Source organism: Eoetvoesiella sp. (assembly GCF_035555955.1).
GTDB lineage: Bacteria > Pseudomonadota > Gammaproteobacteria > Burkholderiales > Burkholderiaceae_B > Eoetvoesia.
Window position 1 is genome coordinate 31,378 of record NZ_DATMGA010000019.1, and the last position, 18,485, is coordinate 49,862.

Sequence of the window (18,485 nt, forward strand, 5' to 3'; positions counted from 1 at the left end):
GGCGGGCAGTCCTCCTTATGCGGATTTCAGCTGGGTTTCGGGGGATTGGGCGGCAAGCAGGTCGAGCGCCACGTCGACGATCATGTCTTCCTGGCCGCCCACCATCTTGCGCCGGCCCAGTTCCACCAGGATGTCCACGGTCTTCAGGCCGTATTTGGCGGCGGCGACTTCGGCGTGGCGCAGGAAGCTGGAGTACACGCCGGCATAGCCCAGGGCCAGGGTTTCGCGATCGACCCGCACCGGCCTGTCCTGCAGCGGACGCACCAGATCGTCGGCGGCGTCCATGAGTTTGTAAAGATCGCAGCCATGGTTCCAGCCCAGGCGTTCGGCCGCGGCAATAAAGACTTCCAGCGGTGCATTGCCGGCGCCGGCGCCCATGCCGGCAAGGCTGGCGTCGATGCGGTCGCAGCTTTCCTCGACGGCCACGATGGAATTGGCCACGCCCAGGCTCAGGTTGTGGTGGGCATGCATGCCGGTCTGGGTCTCGGGCTTGAGCACATCCTTGAAGGCGCGGAAGCGGTCGCGCACGTCGTTCATGCCCAGCGCGCCGCCCGAATCGACCACGTACACGCAGGTGGCGCCGTAGTCTTCCATGAGCTTGGCCTGCCTGGCCAGGTTGGCGGGCGTGGTCATGTGGCTCATCATGAGGAAGCCAACGGGGTCCATGCCCAGTTCGCGGGCGTATTCGAGATGCTGGCGCGAGACGTCCGCTTCGGTGCAGTGCGTGGCGACCCGCACGACGCGCGCGCCCGCGTCGAAGGCGCGGCGCAGGTCATGCGTGGTGCCGATGCCGGGCAGCAGCAGGGTGGCGATTTTCGCCTGCTTGACGCATTCGGCGGCGGCCTCGATCCACTCCACGTCGCTGTGCGCGCCGAAGCCGTAATTGAAGCTCGAGCCTTCGAGTCCGTCGCCATGGGCGACTTCCAGGCTGTCGACGCCGGCCTGGTCGAGCGCGGTGGCGATGGCCTTGACGTTTTCGACGCTGTATTGGTGGCGGATGGCGTGGCTGCCGTCGCGCAGGGTGACGTCGGAAATATAGAGTTTTTTATTCGCGGCCATTACACGGCCTCCTTGCGTGCGCGTGAAAGGCCGGACTCCTGGCGCCGGCGGGCCATCAGGTCGCCGCAGGCCAGGGCGGCGGAAGTCATGATGTCCAAGTTGCCTGCGTAAGAGGGCAGGTAGTGGGCGGCGCCTTCGACTTCCAGGTAGATCGAGGTTTTCAGCCCGTGGCGCAAGCCTATGCCCGGCACATTGAGAGGCCTGGCAGGATCGATGACGTCGAATTGCACCTGCTGCTTCAGGCGGTAGCCCGGCACGTAGGCCTGCACGGCGGCCACCATTTTTTCTATGCTTTCCTCCACCTGGGCCTGGTCCGCAAGCTCGGACAGCACGAAGACCGTGTCGCGCATGATGAGCGGCGGCTCGGCCGGATTGAGGATGATGACGGCCTTGCCGCGTTCGGCGCCGCCCAGCTTCTCGATGGCGCTGCGCGTGGTTTCGGTGAATTCGTCGATGTTGGCGCGCGTGCCGGGGCCTGCCGACTTGCTGGCGATGGAGGCGACGATTTCGGCGTAGTGCACCTTGGCCACGCGCGATACGGCCGCCACCATGGGAATGGTGGCCTGCCCGCCGCAGGTGACCATGTTCATATTGCCGGCGTTTTCGGCTTCGAGGTTGATGGCCGGGATGACGTAGGGGCCGATGGCGGCGGGGGTCAGGTCGATGACCTGGACGCCGTGCTCCTGCAGCACCTGGTTGTGGCGGGCATGCGCGCCCGCCGAAGTGGCATCGAACACAATGTCGATTTCCGGAAAGACGTCGAGCTTGAGCAGGCCGTCCAGGCCTTCGGCGGTGGTGGCGACGCCCAGCCGCTGCGCGCGCGCCAGGCCGTCCGACGCTGGGTCGACGCCCACCATGGCGCCCATTTCCAGGTGCTTGCTGTTGCGCATGACCTTGATCATGAGGTCGGTGCCGATATTGCCGGGGCCGACGATGGCCACTTTTACTTTGTCGTTCATTGAATGCTCCAGAATCGGGTCGCGGTGGTTCCGTGTGTGCAGGCAGTTCAGTCTTGTGTGTGAAAACCGGCCCGGCCCAGTTGCTCCATGTCGATGGATATGTATTGCCCCGGCTTGATCCATTCGGCCGGGGTGGCTCCGCCGGCCATGACTATCCAGCCGGCTTGCAGCGGCTCGCCCGCCTGTTCCGCCACGCGCGCGGCGGCAATGAGCGAGCGCAGGGGGTGGCCCAGCAGGGCGGCAGTGGAGCCGACCTGGACGGCGCGCCCATCGATGTTCAAGGTAAGCCCCAGATTGCCGAAGTCGATGGCCGGGTCGCGCCAGGCGCCGATGACGAAGCTGCTGGACGAGGCGTTGTCGGCAATGACTTCGGGCAGGGTGAACTTGAAATCCTTGTAGCGCGAGTCGATGATTTCCAGCGCGGGGGCGATGGCTTCGACGGCGGCCAGCGCTTCGGGGCCGGTCACCTTGCCGGCCAGCGGCTTTTTCAGGAAGAAAGCCAGTTCCGGTTCGACGCGCGGGTGGACATAGCGCGACAGGTCGATGGAGCTGCCTTCCTCGATCTGCATGGCGTCGGTCAGCCGGCCCCAGATGACGTCGGAAAGCCCCATCTGCAGCATCTTGGCGCGGCTGGTGAAGCCCATCTTGACGCCGACGCGGCGTTCGCCCCGCGCCAGGCGCCGCTGGATCGAGGCGGCCTGGATGGCGTAGGCGTCATCCAGCGACAGCCGGCTTTCGGTGTCGAACTGCGGGACCTCGCGAGCATGGTGCGCGGCATCGTCGAGCAGGACGGCGTAGTCGTTCAGGGCCTTCATGGTTGCGCCTCGTTGGTATCGTGTTCAAAAACGGCTGCGACCGAGCCCAGCCCGTTGATGCGGGCTTCGAAGACGTCGCCCGGCTTGACCGCCGCCATGGGGCCCAGGGCTCCCGACAGCACCAGGTCGCCCTTGCGCAAGGGGGTATTGAGCCTGGCCAGGGTGCGGGCCAGCCAGACGACCGCATTCAGCGGATGGCCCAGGCAGGCCGCGCCGGCGCCCACCGATACGGGCTCGCCGTTGTGTTCCATGACCATGCCGCACAGGCGCAGGTCGAACTCCGACAGCTTGCGCGGTGTGCCGCCCAGCACGAAGGCGCCCGACGAGGCATTGTCGGCAATGGTGTCGGTAATGCGGATGTCCCAGTTGGCGATGCGGCTGCCTACGATTTCAATGGCGGGCAGGGCGTAGTCGATGGCGTTGAGTACGTCGAGCTGGCCGGGATTGGCGACATTCAGGTCGGCGCCCATGACGAAGGCGATTTCCGCTTCGACCTTGGGCTGCAGCAGCGCCGAGGCGGGAATGGGTTCGCGGTCGCCGTAGCCCATGTCGTCGAACAGCACGCCGAAATCGGGCTGGTTCACGCCCAATTGCTTCTGGACGGCCAGCGAGGTCAGGCCGATCTTGCGGCCGATGACGCGCCGGCCTTCTTCCTTGAGGCGCTGCTGGGTGTTAAGAGCCTGGATGGCGTAGGCCGAGTCGATGGTCAAGTTCGGGTAGGTGGTGCGCAGCGGCGCGATGCCTTGCCGCGTGCGGGCAGCTTCGCGCAGCGCGGCGGCTGCCGCTTCGATTTCATCGTGATTCATGCAGGGTTTCCTTGTAAGCCATGACGAGGCGCAGTTTGGGGCCTTCAGGCCGGTTCCGTGCGTTTGAGAATCTGGAGCTGGGGGCGCGGGCCTTCGGCCTTGCCGGTGATGGGCGGCTTGGGCAGGGTGGCCTGGCCGGGTTCGATGGTGAAGTGGTAGTCCAGCGAATACCACGGCCCTTGTATATCGCCATAGGGCGCCGGCTGGTTCTCGTGCAGCACGTATTCACCCACCAGGGCGCGGGTCACGCCGAACTGCACATCGGTGTCCAGGTTGGGGTCGTCGCTGGAATACACCTGCGAGAACTGCGTTTTGTAGCCTGGTTTGTAGATCATGAAGTGGATGTGGGCCGGGCGCATATTGTGCCGTCCCTGTGCGCGCAGCAGCTCGCCGACGGGGCCGCCGATGGGAATGGGGTAGCCCGCGGGCTTGACGCTGCGGAACGCGATATGGCCGTTTTCGTCGGTGGTGAACTTGCCGCGCAGGTTCATATTGGCCTGCCCAGGATCCTGGTTTTCATAAAACCCTTCGGCCGAGGTATGCCAGACGTCCACTTCCGCGCCGGCCACGGGCCGGCCTTCGCGGTCGTGAACCCAGGCCCGCACGAAAATGGGTTCCCCCGGAGTCGGGCCGCGCACGATGGACTCGCCGTTCTGGGCGCGGGGCGATTCCATGCGCCAGAACGGCCCCATGAGGTTGGCCGTGGTGTCGGTTTGCCCATTGTCGCCGTTGTTCAGCAGACAGACCAGCGAGGAAAGGCCCAGCGAGCCCGCGGCCAGCACGACTTCGTTGTGAGAGTCGGTGGTCATCTGACCCAGCTTGGCTATATAGGTGCAGGCCTTGTGGAATTCCGCCTCGGTAAGGTTCACTTCGCGGGCAAAGTCGTGCAGGTGGCGCACCGCCGCCGACATGATTTCGCGAAAGCGTTCGTCGGGCGCGCGTTCGAGTTCGCCGAGCACGGCTTCGGTAACGTCTTGTTGGCGGGTAATGATCATGGCTGCCTCTTCGCGTATCTATAGTAGGTTTGCGGCCGGTGATTTTCGCCGTTCCGTGTCCCCGGCGGATGCTTTTGTCTGGAGGGAGGGAAGTGCACCGCGTCGTCTATCATGGCATCGGCAAAGCCATGCCGTCCAATACTGAATTTTGATAACTCGATACCGAATCGGTATTATCTAGCCAGTACCTTTTTGGGGGATCGAGGGACGCATGGACATCAAGCAGATGCGCTATTTCCTGATGCTGGCGCACGAATTGAATTTCGGGCGGGCCGCGGAAAAGCTGCACATTACCCAGCCGCCGCTGACCCGGCACATCAAGGCGCTCGAGGACGAGCTGGGCGTGGCGCTTTTCGTGCGCACGCCCAAGGGCGCCGAACTGACCGAGTCGGGCCGGGCGCTGCTGGAGGAAGTCCCCAATATCCTGGCCTTGACCCAGCGGGCCGAGGAAAGGGCCCAACTGGCCCAGGAAGGCTTCATCGGGCGGCTCGACGTAGGCTTTTTCAGTTCGGGCGTGCTCAATGCCATTCCCCGCATCCTGGGCGGCTTTCACAAGCGCAGCCCCAAGGTCAAGATCGGCCTGTACAACATGACCAAGGCCCAGCAGATCGTGGCCCTGCGCGAACGGCGCATTTCCATCGGTTTCAATCGCCTGGTGCCGGACGAAGAAGACCTGGCGGTCGAGGTCGTGCTGCGCGAGCCCTTTCTGGTGGCGCTGTACAAAGGCCATCGGCTTTGTGCTCAGGACTCGGTTTCCCTGCAGGATCTGGACGACGAGCCCATGGTGGTCTACCCCAACGCGCCCCTGTACGGGCTGGGCCAGGAAATCGCCGCGGCCTTTCGCGCCGAGGGCGTGCGCTTCCGCGTCGAGCAGGACAGCGAGGACATCGTCACCTGCCTCGCCCTGGTGGCCAGCAACTTCGGCGTCTGTATTACCACCCAGTCGGCCGAAACGCTGCGTCTGCCCAATCTCGTGTACAAGCCGCTGAAATCCCGGGCCCTGCGCGACATCGAGCTGTGCTGCATGTACCGCCGCCACGACACCTCGCCCATACTCCAGGCGTTTTTGACCCAGGTCAGGCAGTTTTCGGCGAAGGATTGATAGCTTCCATCGGCTCTATCGGGCCGGGTGGGCCTTGGCACATCTCATCCGGCCTTACGGAACGTGAAATTGATGCGCCGGCTGCCCAGCAGCGGATGCGGCTTGTCCTTGAGCGGCAGCACGCCATGATAGCGCAGGCGGTCTTCACCGCCCCAGACCACCACGTCGCCGTGCAGCAAAGGGATGCGGGCTGCCTTGTCGCTGCGTGCATGACCGCCGAACAGGAAGATAGCCGGCATGCCCAGCGACACCGAGACAATGGGCGCGGCGAAGTCGCGCTCGTTCTTGTCCTGGTGCAGGGACATGCGCGCTCCGGACTCATAACGGTTGATCAGGCAGGCATCGGGCGTGAAATCCGCGAATCCCGCCTGCGTCGCCGCATCGTGGGCAAGGCGGGTGAACATTTCCGGCATCGCGGGCCAGGGCAGTCCCGTCTCGGGGTCGTTGGTCGTGTAGCGATAGCCGCGCCTGTCGGTCGTCCAGCCCAGCCGGCCGCAGTTGGTCAATGCCGCCGACATGGCAAAGCCGCCCGGCGTCGTCATGTGCCGAAACGGAGCGCGGCGCTCCAGTTCGCCGATGGCGGCGACCAGCACTTCCGCGTTCGGCAGCGCGAAGCCGCGCAGCACATAGGCGCAAGGCCCGATGGCTTCGCTGTGGGCAGTAGGGCTTTCGCAAGGAAAGAGATCCAGGTTCATGGGTCAACTATAGCCTGCGCCGCCGTCATATGGCGCAGGCAGATGAAACCGGCACCCCACGCGAGTTGGATGCTTGCTTGGGATTGGCCCGGGGGAGTGTTGGTCCGATACCCAGGTTGCCTTGGCTATGTGCCCAGGAAGGGCCGCGTTTCAGCTCTTGGCGGCGGTGTTCTTGCCCAGAGGCGGCACACCGTTCAGCGGCATATCGAAAGCCTGCCGTCTAGGATTCCAGCTTGGCATCCATGGTGATCTTGGCGTTCAGCACCTTGGAGACCGGGCAGCCGGCCTTGGCCTGACCGGCGATCTCCTGGAACTTGGCGTTGTCGATGCCGGGGATCCTGGCCGTCACGGTCAGATGGCTTTCCGTGATTTCAAAGCCGCCGGCATTCGAAACCAGGGTGACCGCCGCTTGCGTGTCGATCTTGTCCGGGGTGAAGCCCGCATTGCCCAGCATCAACGAAAGCGCCATCGAAAAGCAGCCCGCATGCGCGGCCGCGATCAGCTCCTCGGGGTTGGTCCCCTTGCCATCCTCGAACCGCGACTTGAACCCGTACGGCGCGTTGTTCAACACGCCGGTTTCCGTAGAGATGGTGCCGCCGCCATCCTTGATCCCGCCTTTCCATACCGCCGATGCTTTCTTGCTCATGGCTGCTCCTTGACTGTGAGACTGCGTTGTTGGGATGAAGCACTATTCATAGCATTGTTTTTGGGTAGGCAGGGTACATAGCCATGTTATTGGAAGGGTGGCTGGCGTGGCAAGGTGGAGTGGCCTGGCTCTTTTCCGATTGGCCTAGGCGGTATAACTCAACGGAAACCCCGCATGAAAAATGGCCAATTGACCCACTAATGACGCGCCTTCATAGTGTCTCCACATCACAGCATAACCGCGGATTTATTTGTTCTACGCGCTGCAATTGTGCATCAAGGAGACCGTTTTCATGAACGCAGTAACTGATCCCATTAGCGGATTAAAACTTGTCGAACTCAGTCATCGCTGGGGGTATAACGCTCCGACCTGGCCCGGCTTCGACGACATCAAGATTCACAAGGTTGTAAACCATGCCAAACATGGCGTCATGACACAGATCTACAAGGCGACGATGCATGTCTCGACTCATGTCAACGCCCCTCTGCATCTGGTTCAGGGCGGCATGGGTGTCGGCAAGTTGCCGCTGGACAATTTTTTTGGCAATGGCGCCGTACTGGATATTCCCAAAGGCAAGTGGGAACTCGTTACGAAACGGGATCTGGAGAACGCGAAGCCGAAAGTGCGCGAACACGATATCGTGGTCATTGTGACCGGGTGGCATCGACATTATGCCGACAGCAAAGAGTATTTTGGCTACGCGCCGGGCTTGTCCGCGGATGCTGCGCAATGGCTTGTGGATCGTAAAGTCAAGCTGGTTGCTGTTGATACCGCGGCTGTCGACCACCCCTTGGCTACTTCGCTTGCCCCGCATCGCAATGGGCCGCAAATCAAGTATCTAGCCCCTGAGTATCTTGCGGAAACGGGACGTCAGGTGCTGGATGATTTCCCGGACTGGAACATCGCGCACAAAACACTGCTTGGCGCGGGTATCCCGACCATAGAAAACGTTGGTGGCGACGTCGATTCCGTATTGGGTAAACGCTGCACTTTCCACGCCATGCCCTGGAACTGGGGCGAGGGCGATGCGTGTGTCGTGCGCTTTGTCGCTATGCTGGACGATAGCGGAAAGTGCCGCATCGAATCTGGAAACAACAAATAATGCCGGGAGCATCCAAATGAGTACCGAAACCTTGCAGTATTTCAATCTTAGCCAGCAGTGGGGGCATGGCATGCCTGAGTGGCCGTCGTCCGCCTCTCTGAATGTGCGCACGCTTCAGTTCCACGCTAAAGACGGCGTATCGGTCAAGGAAATCGAAGCCAGCATGCACCGTGGCACCCATATGGACGCTCCAATCCATGTGCTGGAAAATACGCCCTACATAACCGATTTCGAACTGTATAAATTCTTTGGCACCGGTGTTGCGGTTTCCATTCCCAAGGAAAAGTGGGGCGTCATTACGGCCGACGATCTGGAGGCCGCTACGCCCAAGATCCGGCCCAACGATATCGTCATGATCAACACTGGCGCGCATCACTACTGGGGAGATAACGATGACTACTTTGCCTACTCCCCCGGTCTATATAAAGATGCCGCCCAGTGGCTTGTCGACAAGCAGGTCAAGCTGGTTGGCATCGATGTGCAGGCGCTCGACCACCCTCTAGGAACCAAACTTGTTTCGCACGGTACCGGCCCTTCCCATCCCTGGCTCGAAAAAGAATACGCCAAGGAAAAGGGGCATCCGCTGCTGGACGATTTCCCGTTATGGGAACCGGCGCACAAGGTCATGCTGACAGCCGGTATTCCCGGCATTGAAAACGTGGGCGGTGATCTGGACAAAATCACCGGGAAACGATGCACGTTCATGTGCTTCCCATTCCGTTGGTTCGAAGGCGAAGGATGCGGCATTCGTGTTGTGGCGGTAATCGACCCCGAGCAGAAATTTCGGTTCGAGACAGGCCAGTAATCCGATTGATCTTCAGGGTCAACAATCTCTTCAATACCTTTTGGAAGCAAAAAAATGATTTCGGATGTACTCAGGAATCCCGCGCAATTGTTCGACGTTGCCGGAAAAACAGCATTGATTACAGGTGCCTCAGGTTCTTTTGGCCGAGGCGTGGCCCTGGCACTGGCATCGTTAGGGGCCAATCTGGTTCTGGCGTCCGGCTCGCAGACCGAACTGGATGCAGTGGCGGCCGAGGCGGAAAGCTTGGGCGCCAAGGTTACCTGCATTGCTCGCCGTCCGGATACGCTTGAAGATGCCCAAGCGATGCTCGACAGGGCGATTGATGTCTTTGGCAGCGTCGATATGATGGTGGTGGCTTCTGGTTTCAACAAGCCAGGCTTCATCCAGGATCAAAGCTACGAAGATTGGCAGTCGGTCATGGACGCAAACGTGCGGGGACCCTGGTTCTTGTGCAAGGCTGTGGGCTCGTATTGGATCGCAGAAAAGCGCAAGGGTAAGGTGTTGTTGATGTCCTCCGTGCGCGGCAGGCATGGCAACTATTCGGGCTATGGCGGCTATTGCGCTTCCAAATCCGCAACCGATGGACTGACGCGAGTCCTGGCGGTGGAATGGGCCAAATATGGTATTACCGTCAACGCCATTGCACCTACAGTCTTTCGCTCGAAACTCACTGAATGGATGTACGGTGACAACGAGATCGGTCAGCAGACTCGAGCGCGTTCGTTATCCAGGATTCCCACGGGACGCCTCGGTGAAGTCGAGGATCTTATCGGGATGGCCATCTACTTGTTGAGCCCCGCGTCGACGTTCTGCACGGGCCAGATCATGTATGTTGATGGCGGCTATACCGCAGCATGATATCGCTATCATGAACGATTCCAACTGCGTTGTTGCTGTATTGGGGGCAGGCCGCATGGGTTGCGGCATCGCCCAGATTTTCTGCGCGGCTGGCTATAAGGTTGCGCTTTACGATCTTGACGAGCAGTCCCTGGCAAAAGCTCCCTTCGTCATCAGGGAAATATTCGAGTTGCTGCAACAGCCTGTTCGCCTGGATGGCTTGCAATGCACCGGAGATATGGCCCAGGCCGTCTCCCAGGCTTGTATGGTTATCGAGGCTGTGCCTGAAAACCTCGACCTCAAGCGCAAAGTCTTTGCGCAACTGGAAGCGCTGTCGCCGCCCGGCTGCATACTTGCCACCAATACCTCTGCGATCCCGATTGCCTCGATTGCGCGCGACCTGAAGGCGCCGGGCCGGGTGCTGGGTACTCACTTCTGGAATCCTCCACACCTGGTTCCTTTAGTGGAGGTCGTGCAAGCTCAATGCACCGATGCGGAGTGTATTGAGAAAGTCATGGCCTTGCTTGAGGGCGTAGGCATGTCGCCTGTACATGTTTTGCGTGATATTCCCGGATTCATCGGAAATCGCCTTCAACATGCGTTAAAGCGCGAGGCCATCGCCCTGGTTGCAGACGGAGTTTGCAGTGCGGAGACATTGGATCGCGTAGTGAAGGAGGGCTTTGGAGCCAGGCTGGCGGTATTGGGCCCACTGGAGCAATCCGACCTGGTTGGCCTGGATCTTACGTTGGCAATACACAATGTGCTTATTCACGACCTGGATCGCACGGCAGGCCCCCATCCCTACCTCGAGAACAAGGTGAAGAACGGCGAAACGGGTATGAAGGCGGGGATGGGGTTTCGCTCGTGGTCTCCCGAGGAGGCGGCACAAACCAAAGAGCGTCTGGATACCTGTCTGGCCGTTAATGCCAGGGCCCGTTTGGCAGCCAGGAATCAATCCTGAAAACTACGGATTGCGCGGCAAGGACTGGGACAACAGGCCTTATTCCTTGTATTGCGCGAATCGCTCCAGCAGTTCGCGTTCGAGGGCGCAAACCAAGGGCGGGCGTTGAGGGGATCGTCGGTATACCAGGCCCGAGCGGAATCGCCAGAACGATTCTTTGACATTAATGCGCTTCAAGCCCATCGCCAGGCCTCTGTCCAGCAACTGTATGGAAAGGCTGGCGAGAAAGCCACCGGTTTTCAAGGCCGATAGCAGTGTTTCAAGAGAACTGCATTCCATGGCGAGGTTTGGCGATTGCAGGCCATGCAGGGCAAAGAACTTTTCCATACGGGCCAGCCCAGCATAGTCGCCGTCCAGGCCGACGAAAAGATGCTTCTGCAGGTCTTCGGGTTGCACCAGGGCCATGGATGCAAGGGGATGGCTTTCGTGCGCGACGATAATGTGCTCGCTGTCGAATAGGAATACCTTTTGCAGGTCGGGATGTTCGGGAAAATCCAGAACCGTGCACACGGCGTCCAGTTTGCCCTGCAGCAAGTCCGGCAAAAGCTGATCCAGGACGCCTGAAACGACTCGGATGTGAATGTCGGATCGCTTGCGTATCATGCTGGCCAGTATGTCCGGAAGTTCGTATGCCGACCATAACGGGCCAATTCCGATCGTAAGAGAACCAAAGCCCCCTTCGCTCAGCATCTGCAGTTCTTCGCGCGCGCTGCGCGATTCCAGCTGGATATGGCGCGCCCGGCGCCCTAGGGCAATTCCGTATGCCGTTGGGACCATCCCCAATGGTGTGCGTTCGAATAGCGGAACACCAAGCTCGTCTTCAAGGCGTTTCAGGCTTTTGGAAAGAGCGGGCTGCGTGAGGCACAATTCTCCGGCTGCTGCGGTTAGCTTGCCATTTTCAAGAATGGCAAGAAAACACTTCAGCAGATTTGAGTCCAGCATGTCTTTCACTAGCCCGTCCTTCCAGTGGTTGGCACATCATTGGTTGTGCGCCAGATTTTCTGGCACGTTTTTTGTGTCCTTATGCCCCGCAAATGATACTGCATTCAGCCCTGATTTTTCCGGCATAACTCGCAGGAATGCCGAGATCGCTATTTATCATTAGACGTGCGTCTCGCCCGTGTGTTGGAATCTCAAAAAATAATTATTGGGGGGCGGGCCAGGAGCCTCTGGCTTCTTGTTCAGTACGGAGTTTTTTGTATCACCAGGCATTCGGAAGCGCATGCCTTGGATATCGAAGATGTCGATGCATTGACGATGGCCAGGCAATTGGCACGAGGCTGGCAACCATAACAGAATTACGAATTGATTAGATAAGGAGACAAAATGAAAATTTCCCATTGGCTTGTTGGTTTGTTTTTTTCGTGTGCGCTGGCAGCGGCTTATGCCCAAGACGTGACGCTGAAGGTTTCGCATTTCCTGCCTCCAAGCTCCAACTTCCAGCAGCATGTTCTGGAGCCCTGGTGCAAGAAGATCAATAAGGAGTCTGACGGCCACCTCAAATGCCAGATATATCCCGCCATGCAACTAGGTGGTAAGCCGTCGCAACTGGTTGATCAAGTAAAGCATGGGATTGCCGACATCGTCTGGACATCTCCGGCATTTTCGACGGGCCGATTTCCCAGAATCGAAGCCGTGGAGTTGCCTTTCGTGATGCCGGCCGGCAGTTCAGCTGCGAGCAAGGCCATGTGGGAGTTTTACGAAAAGTTCGCCCAGAAGGATTTCACGGATTTCAAAGTATTGGCAATTCATTCAGGTGGCAGCATAGTCATGGATACGGCCAACAAGCCCATGTTGACCTTGAGCGATTTCTCGGGTGAGAAGCTCAGAAGCGGCTCGCGCATGGCGTCACGCATGCTCATTGCCCTGGGCGGTACGCCCGTCAATATGCCTCCACCACAAATCACCGACGCGGTGACCAAGGGAGTTGTCGACGGCGCCATGGCCGCGTGGGAACTGGTTCCTTCGGTCAAGCTTGATGAAGTCACCAAGTTCCATACCGAGTCGCCTGTTGGCGAGCCTGGGTTTAGTTCCCAGGCCATGACCTTGCTCATGAACAAGAAAAAGTATGAAAGCTTGCCAGCCGACCTCAAAGCAGTAATCGATCGCAATAGTGGGCAGGCTTTGGTGGATGCTGCCGGCAAGGCCTGGGATCAAGCCACTGAAGCTGCGCGTGCGAAAGCCAAGGCAGGAGGGAATGAGATTATTGAAATCAAGCCAATAGATTACGCTGCCATGCGCAAGGCGGTGGCAGTCGTCGAGCAAGAGTGGATCAAGGAGGCTGCCGCCAAAGGTCTGGACGGCGCAGCGCTTAGCAATGGAGCCCGTTCGATTGGGGCGGATCAAGATAAGCAGGCCGCATCATGAGCGAACTCAATGAGGCGTATCAGCTTGCGGGCATCACCGAAGCGGCCGGTGCTGGTCAAGGCCGGCGTAGCAGCTCATTTGGATGCCTGCTCGAGCGGGCGTCCAGCGGCCTGGCCGTGTCGGGAGGGGTAATATTTCTTGCCCTGATCGTGATGTCTATTGTCTCCATCGTTGGGCGTAAGCTTTTTGCGGCCCCAATACAGGGTGATGTCGAGCTGATGCAGATGGGCACAGCTATCGGGGCGGCCGCGTTTCTACCCTATTGTGAAATTCACGACCACCATATCAAAGTGGATGCTTTCAGCGGTTGGTTGTCAGCTTCGGCGCGTTCTGTTCTTGACGCTGTGGCGCATCTTGCAATCATGACCGTGGCAGGGTTGCTTGCCTGGCGTACAGCGTTGCAGGCCATCGATACCTTTTCCTCGGGCGAAATTTCGACATTGCTTTCGTTCCCCATGTGGATTCCCATTGCATTGCTGGTGCCAAGCTTTGCGTTGCTGTCCCTAGGGGGAGCTTATCGGGCTGCGTATTCCCTCAATAAGCAAAAGCGAGGCACAGTATGAGCGGTCTAGCTGTCGGGTTATGGATTTTTGCAGGACTCATGTTCACGCTGGTGATGCGGCTGCATGTTGGTTCGGCCATGTTTGCAGCAGGCGCCGTTGCATTTTTGGTAATGAATGGGGGTGATGCCAACGCCTTGCTCTATACCATCAATAACCTGGGATATGCACGGCTGTCCAATTATGATCTGGCGGTTGTTCCGTTGTTTATCTTGATGGGGCAATTTGCCACGCATGGGGGATTGTCCCAGGCATTGTTCCGCTGTGCAGCGGCTTTCATCGGTCATTGGAAAGGTGGCTTGGCCATGGCCGCGGCGGCTGCCTGCGCGGGTTTCGGGGCGATTTGCGGATCCTCCCTGGCCACTGCCGCCACCATGGGGCAGGTTGCGCTACCCGAGTTGCGCCGTCACGGTTATTCCGGAAGACTTTCCACCGGAACTATCGCCGCCGGCGGTACGCTAGGTATTCTTATCCCTCCTTCCGTCCCTCTGGTTATATATGCCGTTCTTACTCAAGAGTCGATTGGCAAGCTGTTCATGGCGGCAGTTATTCCCGGGCTTATCGCCACTCTTGGCTATATGCTGGTGATCCGCCTGGTCGTGACCCTAAATCCGAAGGCTGGCCCAGCAGGCGAACGGTTGGGATTTCGTGATCGACTAGCTGCGCTGCTTGCGGTAACCCCAGTGCTGGCGGTTTTCGTGGTGGTCATCGTTGGTATTTACGACGGATGGGCCAATCCGACTGAAGCGGCGTCCATTGGCGCCGCAGCCTGCGGCTTACTTGCTGTAAGCAAGGGGGGATTGCGCTGGGACGGTATCAAGAAGAGCATCCTGGGCACAGCACAGGCTACAGCCATGATCTTCTTCGTGCTGCTTGGGGCTGATCTGTTGAATGCGGGGCTGGCGCTTACTCAAATGCCTGTGGAGCTGGTGCAGTGGGTTATCAGTAGCGGCCAACCGCCGTTGCTGGTGCTTTTCACGATACTTCTGATCTATGTTTTTCTTGGCTGCGTCATGGACTCACTGGCCATGATCCTTCTGACCATTCCCATCTTCTACCCGGTGGTAATGCAGTTGGACTTCTTTGGGCTGTCGGTGGCCGACAAATCGATCTGGTTTGGCATCCTGGCTTTGATGGTGGTGGAGATTGGTCTGGTGCATCCCCCATTAGGCATGAATCTTTTCATCATCCAGAAACTGGCAAAAGATGTGCCTTACCTGGAAACGGCCAAGGGAGTGATGCCATTCCTTGCTTCTGATCTTGTGCGCATATTGCTGTTGGTCTTCGTGCCCGCATTGTCATTGGTATTGGTAAACGGCCTTGCTCATCATTAATCAACTTTCCCCGCTACTTTTATTCTTATGCAGATCACTACTAGAAACGATGCTCCGGCTTATGATGCACCCAAGCACTTCAATATGCGAGGCTATCGCATGCAGGGTGGTGAAATAAGTCCTTTTCCTGATCAGGTAGGCCTATCGGTTTTTGAACCTGACGGAGGGGCTCAATTGAGCGCCTCTGCCGTTGACCGGGTCTATGTGGTGGTTTCGGGCGAGATCACGGTTGCTGTCGATGGGCGTGAGCATGTCTTGCGCGAATTTGACAGTTGTTTCATTCCCGCAGGAGAAGAGCGTGCCCTGCTGAATAAAGGCATTCTTCCCGTGATCTTGATTACCGTTATTCCTGCCGCCCTCAAATAAACATCCCCCCCGAAACCTCGATGCGCTGGGCGGTGATCCAGCGGTTTCCGGGCGTGAGCAGCGCGGCGATGGCGTCGCCGATGTCGTCCGGCAGGCCGACGCGGCCCATGGCGGTCTGGCTGGCGATGGCTTTGTTCATGTCGGCGTTGTCCCGCACCACGCCGCCGCCGAAATCCGTTTCGATGGCGCCGGGCGCCACGGTGTTGACGGCGATGCCGCGCGGGCCGAGTTCTTTCGCCATATAGCGGGTCAGGACTTCCACGCCGCCCTTGGCCGCGGCGTAAGCCGCGAATCCGGGCAGGGCGAAGCGGGCGAGTCCGCTGGATATATTGACGATGCGCCCGCCGTCGGCGATAAGGCCAAGCAGATTCTGGGTAAGGAAGAAGGGGCCCTTCAGGTGGATGTTCACCAGGGTATCGAATTGCTCTTCGGTGGTTTCCGCCACGCTGGCATTGATGCCGATGCCGGCGTTGTTGACGAGGTAGTCGAAGGAGTCGCGTTGCCAGTTCGCGGCCAGCGCCGATTTCACTTCCTGCGCGAAGGCCGCGAAGCTGCGGCTGTCGGCCACATCCAGCGGCAGGGCCACTGCTTGCCGTCCTAGTTTTTGTATCTTGGCCACGGCGGCAGCGCCGTCGGCCGCGTTGGATCGATAGGTAAGAATGATGTCGGCGCCGCTTTCCGCCAGCTTCAGGGCAGTATTCAGGCCCAGCCCCCGCGTGCCGCCGGTGATGATTGCTATTTTTCCTGTGTTCATGCGTCTGTCCTCGTAAAAGAGTAGTGAATGGACGCTAGTGTATTGTCTGGAAAAATAGAGATAAAGACTGATAATAGGATTAAACTTTTCAGAATTCCAGCATAATCAGGAAGGGCGCGATGAATGAAATCCAGGCCATGGGAATCTTCTTGCGGGTGGCGGAGCTTTCCAGCTTTACACAGGCCGCCCGCCATATGGGTCTGCCCAATGGCAGCGTTTCGACGGCGGTGCAGGAACTGGAGAGCATGCTGGGCACGCGCCTTTTGCATCGCACCACGCGCCGTGTGCAGCTTACGCCGGACGGCCAGCAGTTTTATGAACGCAGCAAGAACGTGCTGATGGACGTCGACGAATTGCGAACCATGTTCCGCAACAAGGCGGAGGGCCTGGAAGGTCGCTTGCGCGTCGACATGCCGGCCGGAATGGCGCGGAATGTGGTGGTGCCGCAGTTGCCGGAATTCCTGCAAAAGCATCCTTTGCTGCAAATCGATCTGGGCAGTGCGGACAGGCATGTGGATCTGGTGAAAGAGGGCTTCGATTGTGTGCTGCGCATCGGCCGGCTGCAGGAGTCGTCGCTGGTGGCCCGTTCGCTGGGCTCGGTAAGGGTAGTCAATTGCGCCAGCCCCGCGTATGTCGAGCGCTATGGCTGCCCCAAAACATTGGAAGACCTGGCCGACCACTGGTTGATCGAGTACGATCCGATGCTTGGCGCCAAGCCGCTGGGCTGGGAATGGTTCGATGGCAAGCGCAGGCGCTATTGGCCCATGCCCGCGGCCTTGACCGTCAACAACACGGAAACCTATGAGGCCGGCTGCGTAGCCGGCCTGGGACTTATCCAGGCGCCGGTCATGGGTATGCGCCATTTGCTGGAGCAGGGTGAACTCATCGAAGTCCTGCCGGCCTATGCGCCCGAGCCCATGCCTGTTTCCATCCTGTACCAGAACCGCAGGCAGGTTCCCGCGCGGGTGCAAGTGTTCATGGACTGGCTGGCGGAGCGGGTCGCGCCGTATACAGGGATGGATTCTTGAGCCTTGCCTGGGAGCCGCAGCATGGCGGAGCCCATGGCAAGCGTTCGGCGCATTTTCCTAAAGCCCCAGATCGGAAAGCCCGGGGTGATCGTCGGGCCGGCGCCCCAAAGGCCAGTGGAATTTGCGCTCGGATTCTTTGATCGGCAAATCGTTGATGCTTGAGTGGCGGATTTTCATCAGGCCGTCGGTGTCGAATTCCCAGTTTTCGTTGCCGTACGAACGAAACCAGTTGCCCGAGTCGTCGTGCCACTCGTAGGCATAGCGCACGGCAATGCGATTGTCCGTAAAGGCCCACATTTCCTTGATGAGCCGGTAATCCAGTTCCTTGGCCCATTTTCGGGCGAGGAACTCCCGGGCTTCGCCCCGGTTGTGGACGAACTCCGAGCGGTTGCGCCAGCGTGTGTCCAGGCTGTAGGCCAGTGCGACCTTATCGGGGTTGCGATGGTTCCAGCCGTCTTCGCCTTGGCGTACTTTCTGAATGGCGGTTTCCCGCGTGAAAGGGGGGAAGGGTGGGCGGGCTTCGGTAGACGACATGTGTGACCTCGTTCGGTTACGGGAAAAACCTGTGCAGGCGTTCACGGATCGGCTGGCGGAACGGGCCACAGCCTATGTCGATCTAGGGCCTGTTTGTCGTGGTGTCGTCCAGGCAGGATTGCATCAGCGCCCGGGCTTGCTCGGCGCTCATTTGGCTGCCGGAGAACACGTTCCTGTACATGATGGGCGCCACGAAACGATCCATGACCGTATCGGCGTCCGGCGCTGCTTCGCCGCGCTGGTGCGCGCGGTTAAGAATAATCTCGATTTGCGAGCGCGTATATTCGGAGCATTGCGCTTGCCAGTTGTTATTGGCGGCGCAGGCCAGCACGGCGCGCACCATGGCTTTGCCAGGTTCGGAGGTCATTTCGTCGAAGAACTGATCGCCCCAGGCAAGAAGGTCGGTGCCGACGCTTCCGGTATCAGCCGGTTCCGCATCGGGGCGCAGGCGCTCCAGCGCTACGTCGGCCAGCAGTTCGGAAAGATCACCCCAACGCCGGTAGATGGTCGACGGCGTAACGCCCGCCCGCGCCGCGATCAAGGGTACGGTAACGTTGTGGCGTCCCAGCTCGGCGATCAGTTCGCGCACGGCCTTGTGCACGGATTCCTGGACGCGGGCGCTGCGGCCGCCTGGGCGAATGCCTTCTCGAATGCTCATGTTGCAACGTTAACACAAATTATTTGCTTTAAGAGCGATATCGGCGCAGAATGCGTAAATGCAAATTTTTTGCGTTAATTGGCTGCATGCCAAAGCGTGCAC

At 59.4% G+C, this 18,485-nt stretch carries 21 protein-coding genes; 10 read left to right on the plus strand and 11 right to left on the minus strand.

The features are described 5' to 3' along the window. Positions 1–15: 15 nt before the first annotated feature. From dmpG to VNT00_RS06245, 5 genes are read right to left on the minus strand one after another with little or no spacing between them, the layout of a single operon-like run. A complete protein-coding gene (dmpG, locus tag VNT00_RS06225) occupies positions 16–1,059 on the minus strand; it encodes a 4-hydroxy-2-oxovalerate aldolase (protein WP_325585578.1) in 1,044 nt (347 codons plus the stop codon). After that, on the minus strand, positions 1,059–2,018 hold the full coding sequence (locus VNT00_RS06230) for an acetaldehyde dehydrogenase (acetylating) (RefSeq protein WP_325585580.1): 960 nt from the start codon (positions 2,016–2,018) through the stop codon (positions 1,059–1,061). Before VNT00_RS06230 ends, dmpG begins: the two co-directional genes overlap by 1 nt. A 47-nt stretch (positions 2,019–2,065) precedes the next feature. Continuing rightward, entirely contained in the window at positions 2,066–2,833 is a 768-nt protein-coding gene (locus tag VNT00_RS06235; RefSeq protein ID WP_325585582.1) for a 2-keto-4-pentenoate hydratase, read from the minus strand. Next, a complete protein-coding gene (gene mhpD, locus VNT00_RS06240) occupies positions 2,830–3,639 on the minus strand; it encodes a 2-keto-4-pentenoate hydratase (RefSeq protein ID WP_325585584.1) in 810 nt (269 codons plus the stop codon). The genes VNT00_RS06235 and mhpD overlap by 4 nt, the downstream gene beginning before the upstream one ends. A gap of 44 nt (positions 3,640–3,683) precedes the next feature. Continuing rightward, positions 3,684–4,634 carry a dioxygenase family protein gene (locus tag VNT00_RS06245; RefSeq protein WP_325585586.1) on the minus strand — a complete coding sequence of 317 codons (951 nt, stop codon included), beginning with the start codon at positions 4,632–4,634 and terminating at the stop codon, positions 3,684–3,686. A gap of 211 nt (positions 4,635–4,845) precedes the next feature. Here VNT00_RS06245 and VNT00_RS06250 point away from each other — a divergent pair, with 211 nt between their 5' ends. Then, positions 4,846–5,736, plus strand: coding sequence for a LysR family transcriptional regulator (locus tag VNT00_RS06250; protein ID WP_325585587.1), 891 nt, complete (start codon positions 4,846–4,848; stop codon positions 5,734–5,736). 44 nt (positions 5,737–5,780) lie between these two features. On the opposite strand, the gene alkB is transcribed toward VNT00_RS06250, so the two are convergent. Together alkB and VNT00_RS06260 are read right to left on the minus strand one after the other, a co-directional pair. Further along, positions 5,781–6,431, minus strand: a complete 651-nt coding sequence (gene alkB / locus VNT00_RS06255; protein ID WP_325585589.1) for a DNA oxidative demethylase AlkB — start codon at positions 6,429–6,431, stop codon at positions 5,781–5,783. Between the two features lie 220 nt (positions 6,432–6,651). Then, positions 6,652–7,077 carry an OsmC family protein gene (locus VNT00_RS06260; RefSeq protein ID WP_325585591.1) on the minus strand — a complete coding sequence of 142 codons (426 nt, stop codon included), beginning with the start codon at positions 7,075–7,077 and terminating at the stop codon, positions 6,652–6,654. 292 nt (positions 7,078–7,369) lie between these two features. Here VNT00_RS06260 and VNT00_RS06265 point away from each other — a divergent pair, with 292 nt between their 5' ends. The 4 genes from VNT00_RS06265 to VNT00_RS06280 are packed head-to-tail and all read left to right on the plus strand — an operon-like array spanning position 7,370 to position 10,782. Continuing rightward, positions 7,370–8,179, plus strand: coding sequence for a cyclase family protein (locus VNT00_RS06265; protein WP_325585593.1), 810 nt, complete (start codon positions 7,370–7,372; stop codon positions 8,177–8,179). A 16-nt stretch (positions 8,180–8,195) separates the two neighbouring features. Then, the gene (locus tag VNT00_RS06270) at positions 8,196–8,984 is read left to right on the plus strand and encodes a cyclase family protein (protein ID WP_325585595.1); all 789 of its coding nucleotides are present in this window, start codon (positions 8,196–8,198) and stop codon (positions 8,982–8,984) included. Between the two features lie 54 nt (positions 8,985–9,038). Beyond that, positions 9,039–9,842: an SDR family NAD(P)-dependent oxidoreductase gene (locus tag VNT00_RS06275; protein ID WP_325585596.1), complete on the plus strand. Its 804-nt coding sequence runs from the start codon at positions 9,039–9,041 to the stop codon at positions 9,840–9,842. Positions 9,843–9,852: 10 nt separating this feature from the next. Further along, positions 9,853–10,782, plus strand: coding sequence for a 3-hydroxyacyl-CoA dehydrogenase family protein (locus VNT00_RS06280; protein ID WP_325585598.1), 930 nt, complete (start codon positions 9,853–9,855; stop codon positions 10,780–10,782). A 39-nt stretch (positions 10,783–10,821) separates the two neighbouring features. On the opposite strand, the gene VNT00_RS06285 is transcribed toward VNT00_RS06280, so the two are convergent. Further along, the gene (locus tag VNT00_RS06285) at positions 10,822–11,724 is read right to left on the minus strand and encodes a LysR family transcriptional regulator (protein ID WP_325585661.1); all 903 of its coding nucleotides are present in this window, start codon (positions 11,722–11,724) and stop codon (positions 10,822–10,824) included. A gap of 384 nt (positions 11,725–12,108) precedes the next feature. On the opposite strand from VNT00_RS06285, the gene VNT00_RS06290 reads away from it, so the two are divergent. The 4 genes from VNT00_RS06290 to VNT00_RS06305 are packed head-to-tail and all read left to right on the plus strand — an operon-like array spanning position 12,109 to position 15,409. Beyond that, positions 12,109–13,149: a TRAP transporter substrate-binding protein gene (locus VNT00_RS06290; RefSeq protein ID WP_325585600.1), complete on the plus strand. Its 1,041-nt coding sequence runs from the start codon at positions 12,109–12,111 to the stop codon at positions 13,147–13,149. Continuing rightward, positions 13,146–13,712, plus strand: a complete 567-nt coding sequence (locus VNT00_RS06295) for a TRAP transporter small permease (RefSeq protein ID WP_325585601.1) — start codon at positions 13,146–13,148, stop codon at positions 13,710–13,712. Before VNT00_RS06290 ends, VNT00_RS06295 begins: the two co-directional genes overlap by 4 nt. A 38-nt stretch (positions 13,713–13,750) precedes the next feature. After that, positions 13,751–15,043 (plus strand): TRAP transporter large permease, encoded by a 1,293-nt coding sequence (locus tag VNT00_RS06300; RefSeq protein WP_325585603.1) that lies wholly within the window; start codon positions 13,751–13,753, stop codon positions 15,041–15,043. Between the two features lie 27 nt (positions 15,044–15,070). Then, positions 15,071–15,409, plus strand: coding sequence for a cupin domain-containing protein (locus VNT00_RS06305; RefSeq protein ID WP_325585605.1), 339 nt, complete (start codon positions 15,071–15,073; stop codon positions 15,407–15,409). Here VNT00_RS06305 and VNT00_RS06310 read toward each other — a convergent pair. Next, on the minus strand, positions 15,402–16,163 hold the full coding sequence (locus VNT00_RS06310; protein ID WP_325585606.1) for an SDR family NAD(P)-dependent oxidoreductase: 762 nt from the start codon (positions 16,161–16,163) through the stop codon (positions 15,402–15,404). The genes VNT00_RS06305 and VNT00_RS06310 overlap by 8 nt on opposite strands. Positions 16,164–16,282: 119 nt before the next feature. Here VNT00_RS06310 and VNT00_RS06315 point away from each other — a divergent pair, with 119 nt between their 5' ends. Next, positions 16,283–17,191: a LysR family transcriptional regulator gene (locus tag VNT00_RS06315; protein WP_325585608.1), complete on the plus strand. Its 909-nt coding sequence runs from the start codon at positions 16,283–16,285 to the stop codon at positions 17,189–17,191. A gap of 57 nt (positions 17,192–17,248) precedes the next feature. Here the strand turns inward: VNT00_RS06315 and VNT00_RS06320 are convergent, their stop codons facing one another. Together VNT00_RS06320 and VNT00_RS06325 are read right to left on the minus strand one after the other, a co-directional pair. Continuing rightward, complete coding sequence (locus VNT00_RS06320) at positions 17,249–17,725, minus strand: nuclear transport factor 2 family protein (RefSeq protein ID WP_325585610.1); 477 nt, start codon at positions 17,723–17,725, stop codon at positions 17,249–17,251. A gap of 82 nt (positions 17,726–17,807) precedes the next feature. After that, positions 17,808–18,383, minus strand: coding sequence for a TetR/AcrR family transcriptional regulator (locus tag VNT00_RS06325; protein WP_325585612.1), 576 nt, complete (start codon positions 18,381–18,383; stop codon positions 17,808–17,810). Between the last annotated feature and the right edge of the window lie 102 nt (positions 18,384–18,485).

Excerpts from the sequence above, each read along its gene's own strand:
- dmpG (WP_325585578.1), bottom strand. The coding sequence starts at position 1,059 with ATGGCCGCGAATAAAAAACTCTATATTTCCGACGTCACCCTGCGCGAC.
- VNT00_RS06230 (WP_325585580.1), bottom strand. The coding sequence starts at position 2,018 with ATGAACGACAAAGTAAAAGTGGCCATCGTCGGCCCCGGCAATATCGGC.
- VNT00_RS06235 (WP_325585582.1), bottom strand. The coding sequence starts at position 2,833 with ATGAAGGCCCTGAACGACTACGCCGTCCTGCTCGACGATGCCGCGCAC.
- mhpD (WP_325585584.1), bottom strand. The coding sequence starts at position 3,639 with ATGAATCACGATGAAATCGAAGCGGCAGCCGCCGCGCTGCGCGAAGCT.
- VNT00_RS06245 (WP_325585586.1), bottom strand. The coding sequence starts at position 4,634 with ATGATCATTACCCGCCAACAAGACGTTACCGAAGCCGTGCTCGGCGAA.
- VNT00_RS06250 (WP_325585587.1), top strand. The coding sequence starts at position 4,846 with ATGGACATCAAGCAGATGCGCTATTTCCTGATGCTGGCGCACGAATTG.
- alkB (WP_325585589.1), bottom strand. The coding sequence starts at position 6,431 with ATGAACCTGGATCTCTTTCCTTGCGAAAGCCCTACTGCCCACAGCGAA.
- VNT00_RS06260 (WP_325585591.1), bottom strand. The coding sequence starts at position 7,077 with ATGAGCAAGAAAGCATCGGCGGTATGGAAAGGCGGGATCAAGGATGGC.
- VNT00_RS06265 (WP_325585593.1), top strand. The coding sequence starts at position 7,370 with ATGAACGCAGTAACTGATCCCATTAGCGGATTAAAACTTGTCGAACTC.
- VNT00_RS06270 (WP_325585595.1), top strand. The coding sequence starts at position 8,196 with ATGAGTACCGAAACCTTGCAGTATTTCAATCTTAGCCAGCAGTGGGGG.
- VNT00_RS06275 (WP_325585596.1), top strand. The coding sequence starts at position 9,039 with ATGATTTCGGATGTACTCAGGAATCCCGCGCAATTGTTCGACGTTGCC.
- VNT00_RS06280 (WP_325585598.1), top strand. The coding sequence starts at position 9,853 with ATGAACGATTCCAACTGCGTTGTTGCTGTATTGGGGGCAGGCCGCATG.
- VNT00_RS06285 (WP_325585661.1), bottom strand. The coding sequence starts at position 11,724 with ATGCTGGACTCAAATCTGCTGAAGTGTTTTCTTGCCATTCTTGAAAAT.
- VNT00_RS06290 (WP_325585600.1), top strand. The coding sequence starts at position 12,109 with ATGAAAATTTCCCATTGGCTTGTTGGTTTGTTTTTTTCGTGTGCGCTG.
- VNT00_RS06295 (WP_325585601.1), top strand. The coding sequence starts at position 13,146 with ATGAGCGAACTCAATGAGGCGTATCAGCTTGCGGGCATCACCGAAGCG.
- VNT00_RS06300 (WP_325585603.1), top strand. The coding sequence starts at position 13,751 with ATGTTCACGCTGGTGATGCGGCTGCATGTTGGTTCGGCCATGTTTGCA.
- VNT00_RS06305 (WP_325585605.1), top strand. The coding sequence starts at position 15,071 with ATGCAGATCACTACTAGAAACGATGCTCCGGCTTATGATGCACCCAAG.
- VNT00_RS06310 (WP_325585606.1), bottom strand. The coding sequence starts at position 16,163 with ATGAACACAGGAAAAATAGCAATCATCACCGGCGGCACGCGGGGGCTG.
- VNT00_RS06315 (WP_325585608.1), top strand. The coding sequence starts at position 16,283 with ATGAATGAAATCCAGGCCATGGGAATCTTCTTGCGGGTGGCGGAGCTT.
- VNT00_RS06320 (WP_325585610.1), bottom strand. The coding sequence starts at position 17,725 with ATGTCGTCTACCGAAGCCCGCCCACCCTTCCCCCCTTTCACGCGGGAA.
- VNT00_RS06325 (WP_325585612.1), bottom strand. The coding sequence starts at position 18,383 with ATGAGCATTCGAGAAGGCATTCGCCCAGGCGGCCGCAGCGCCCGCGTC.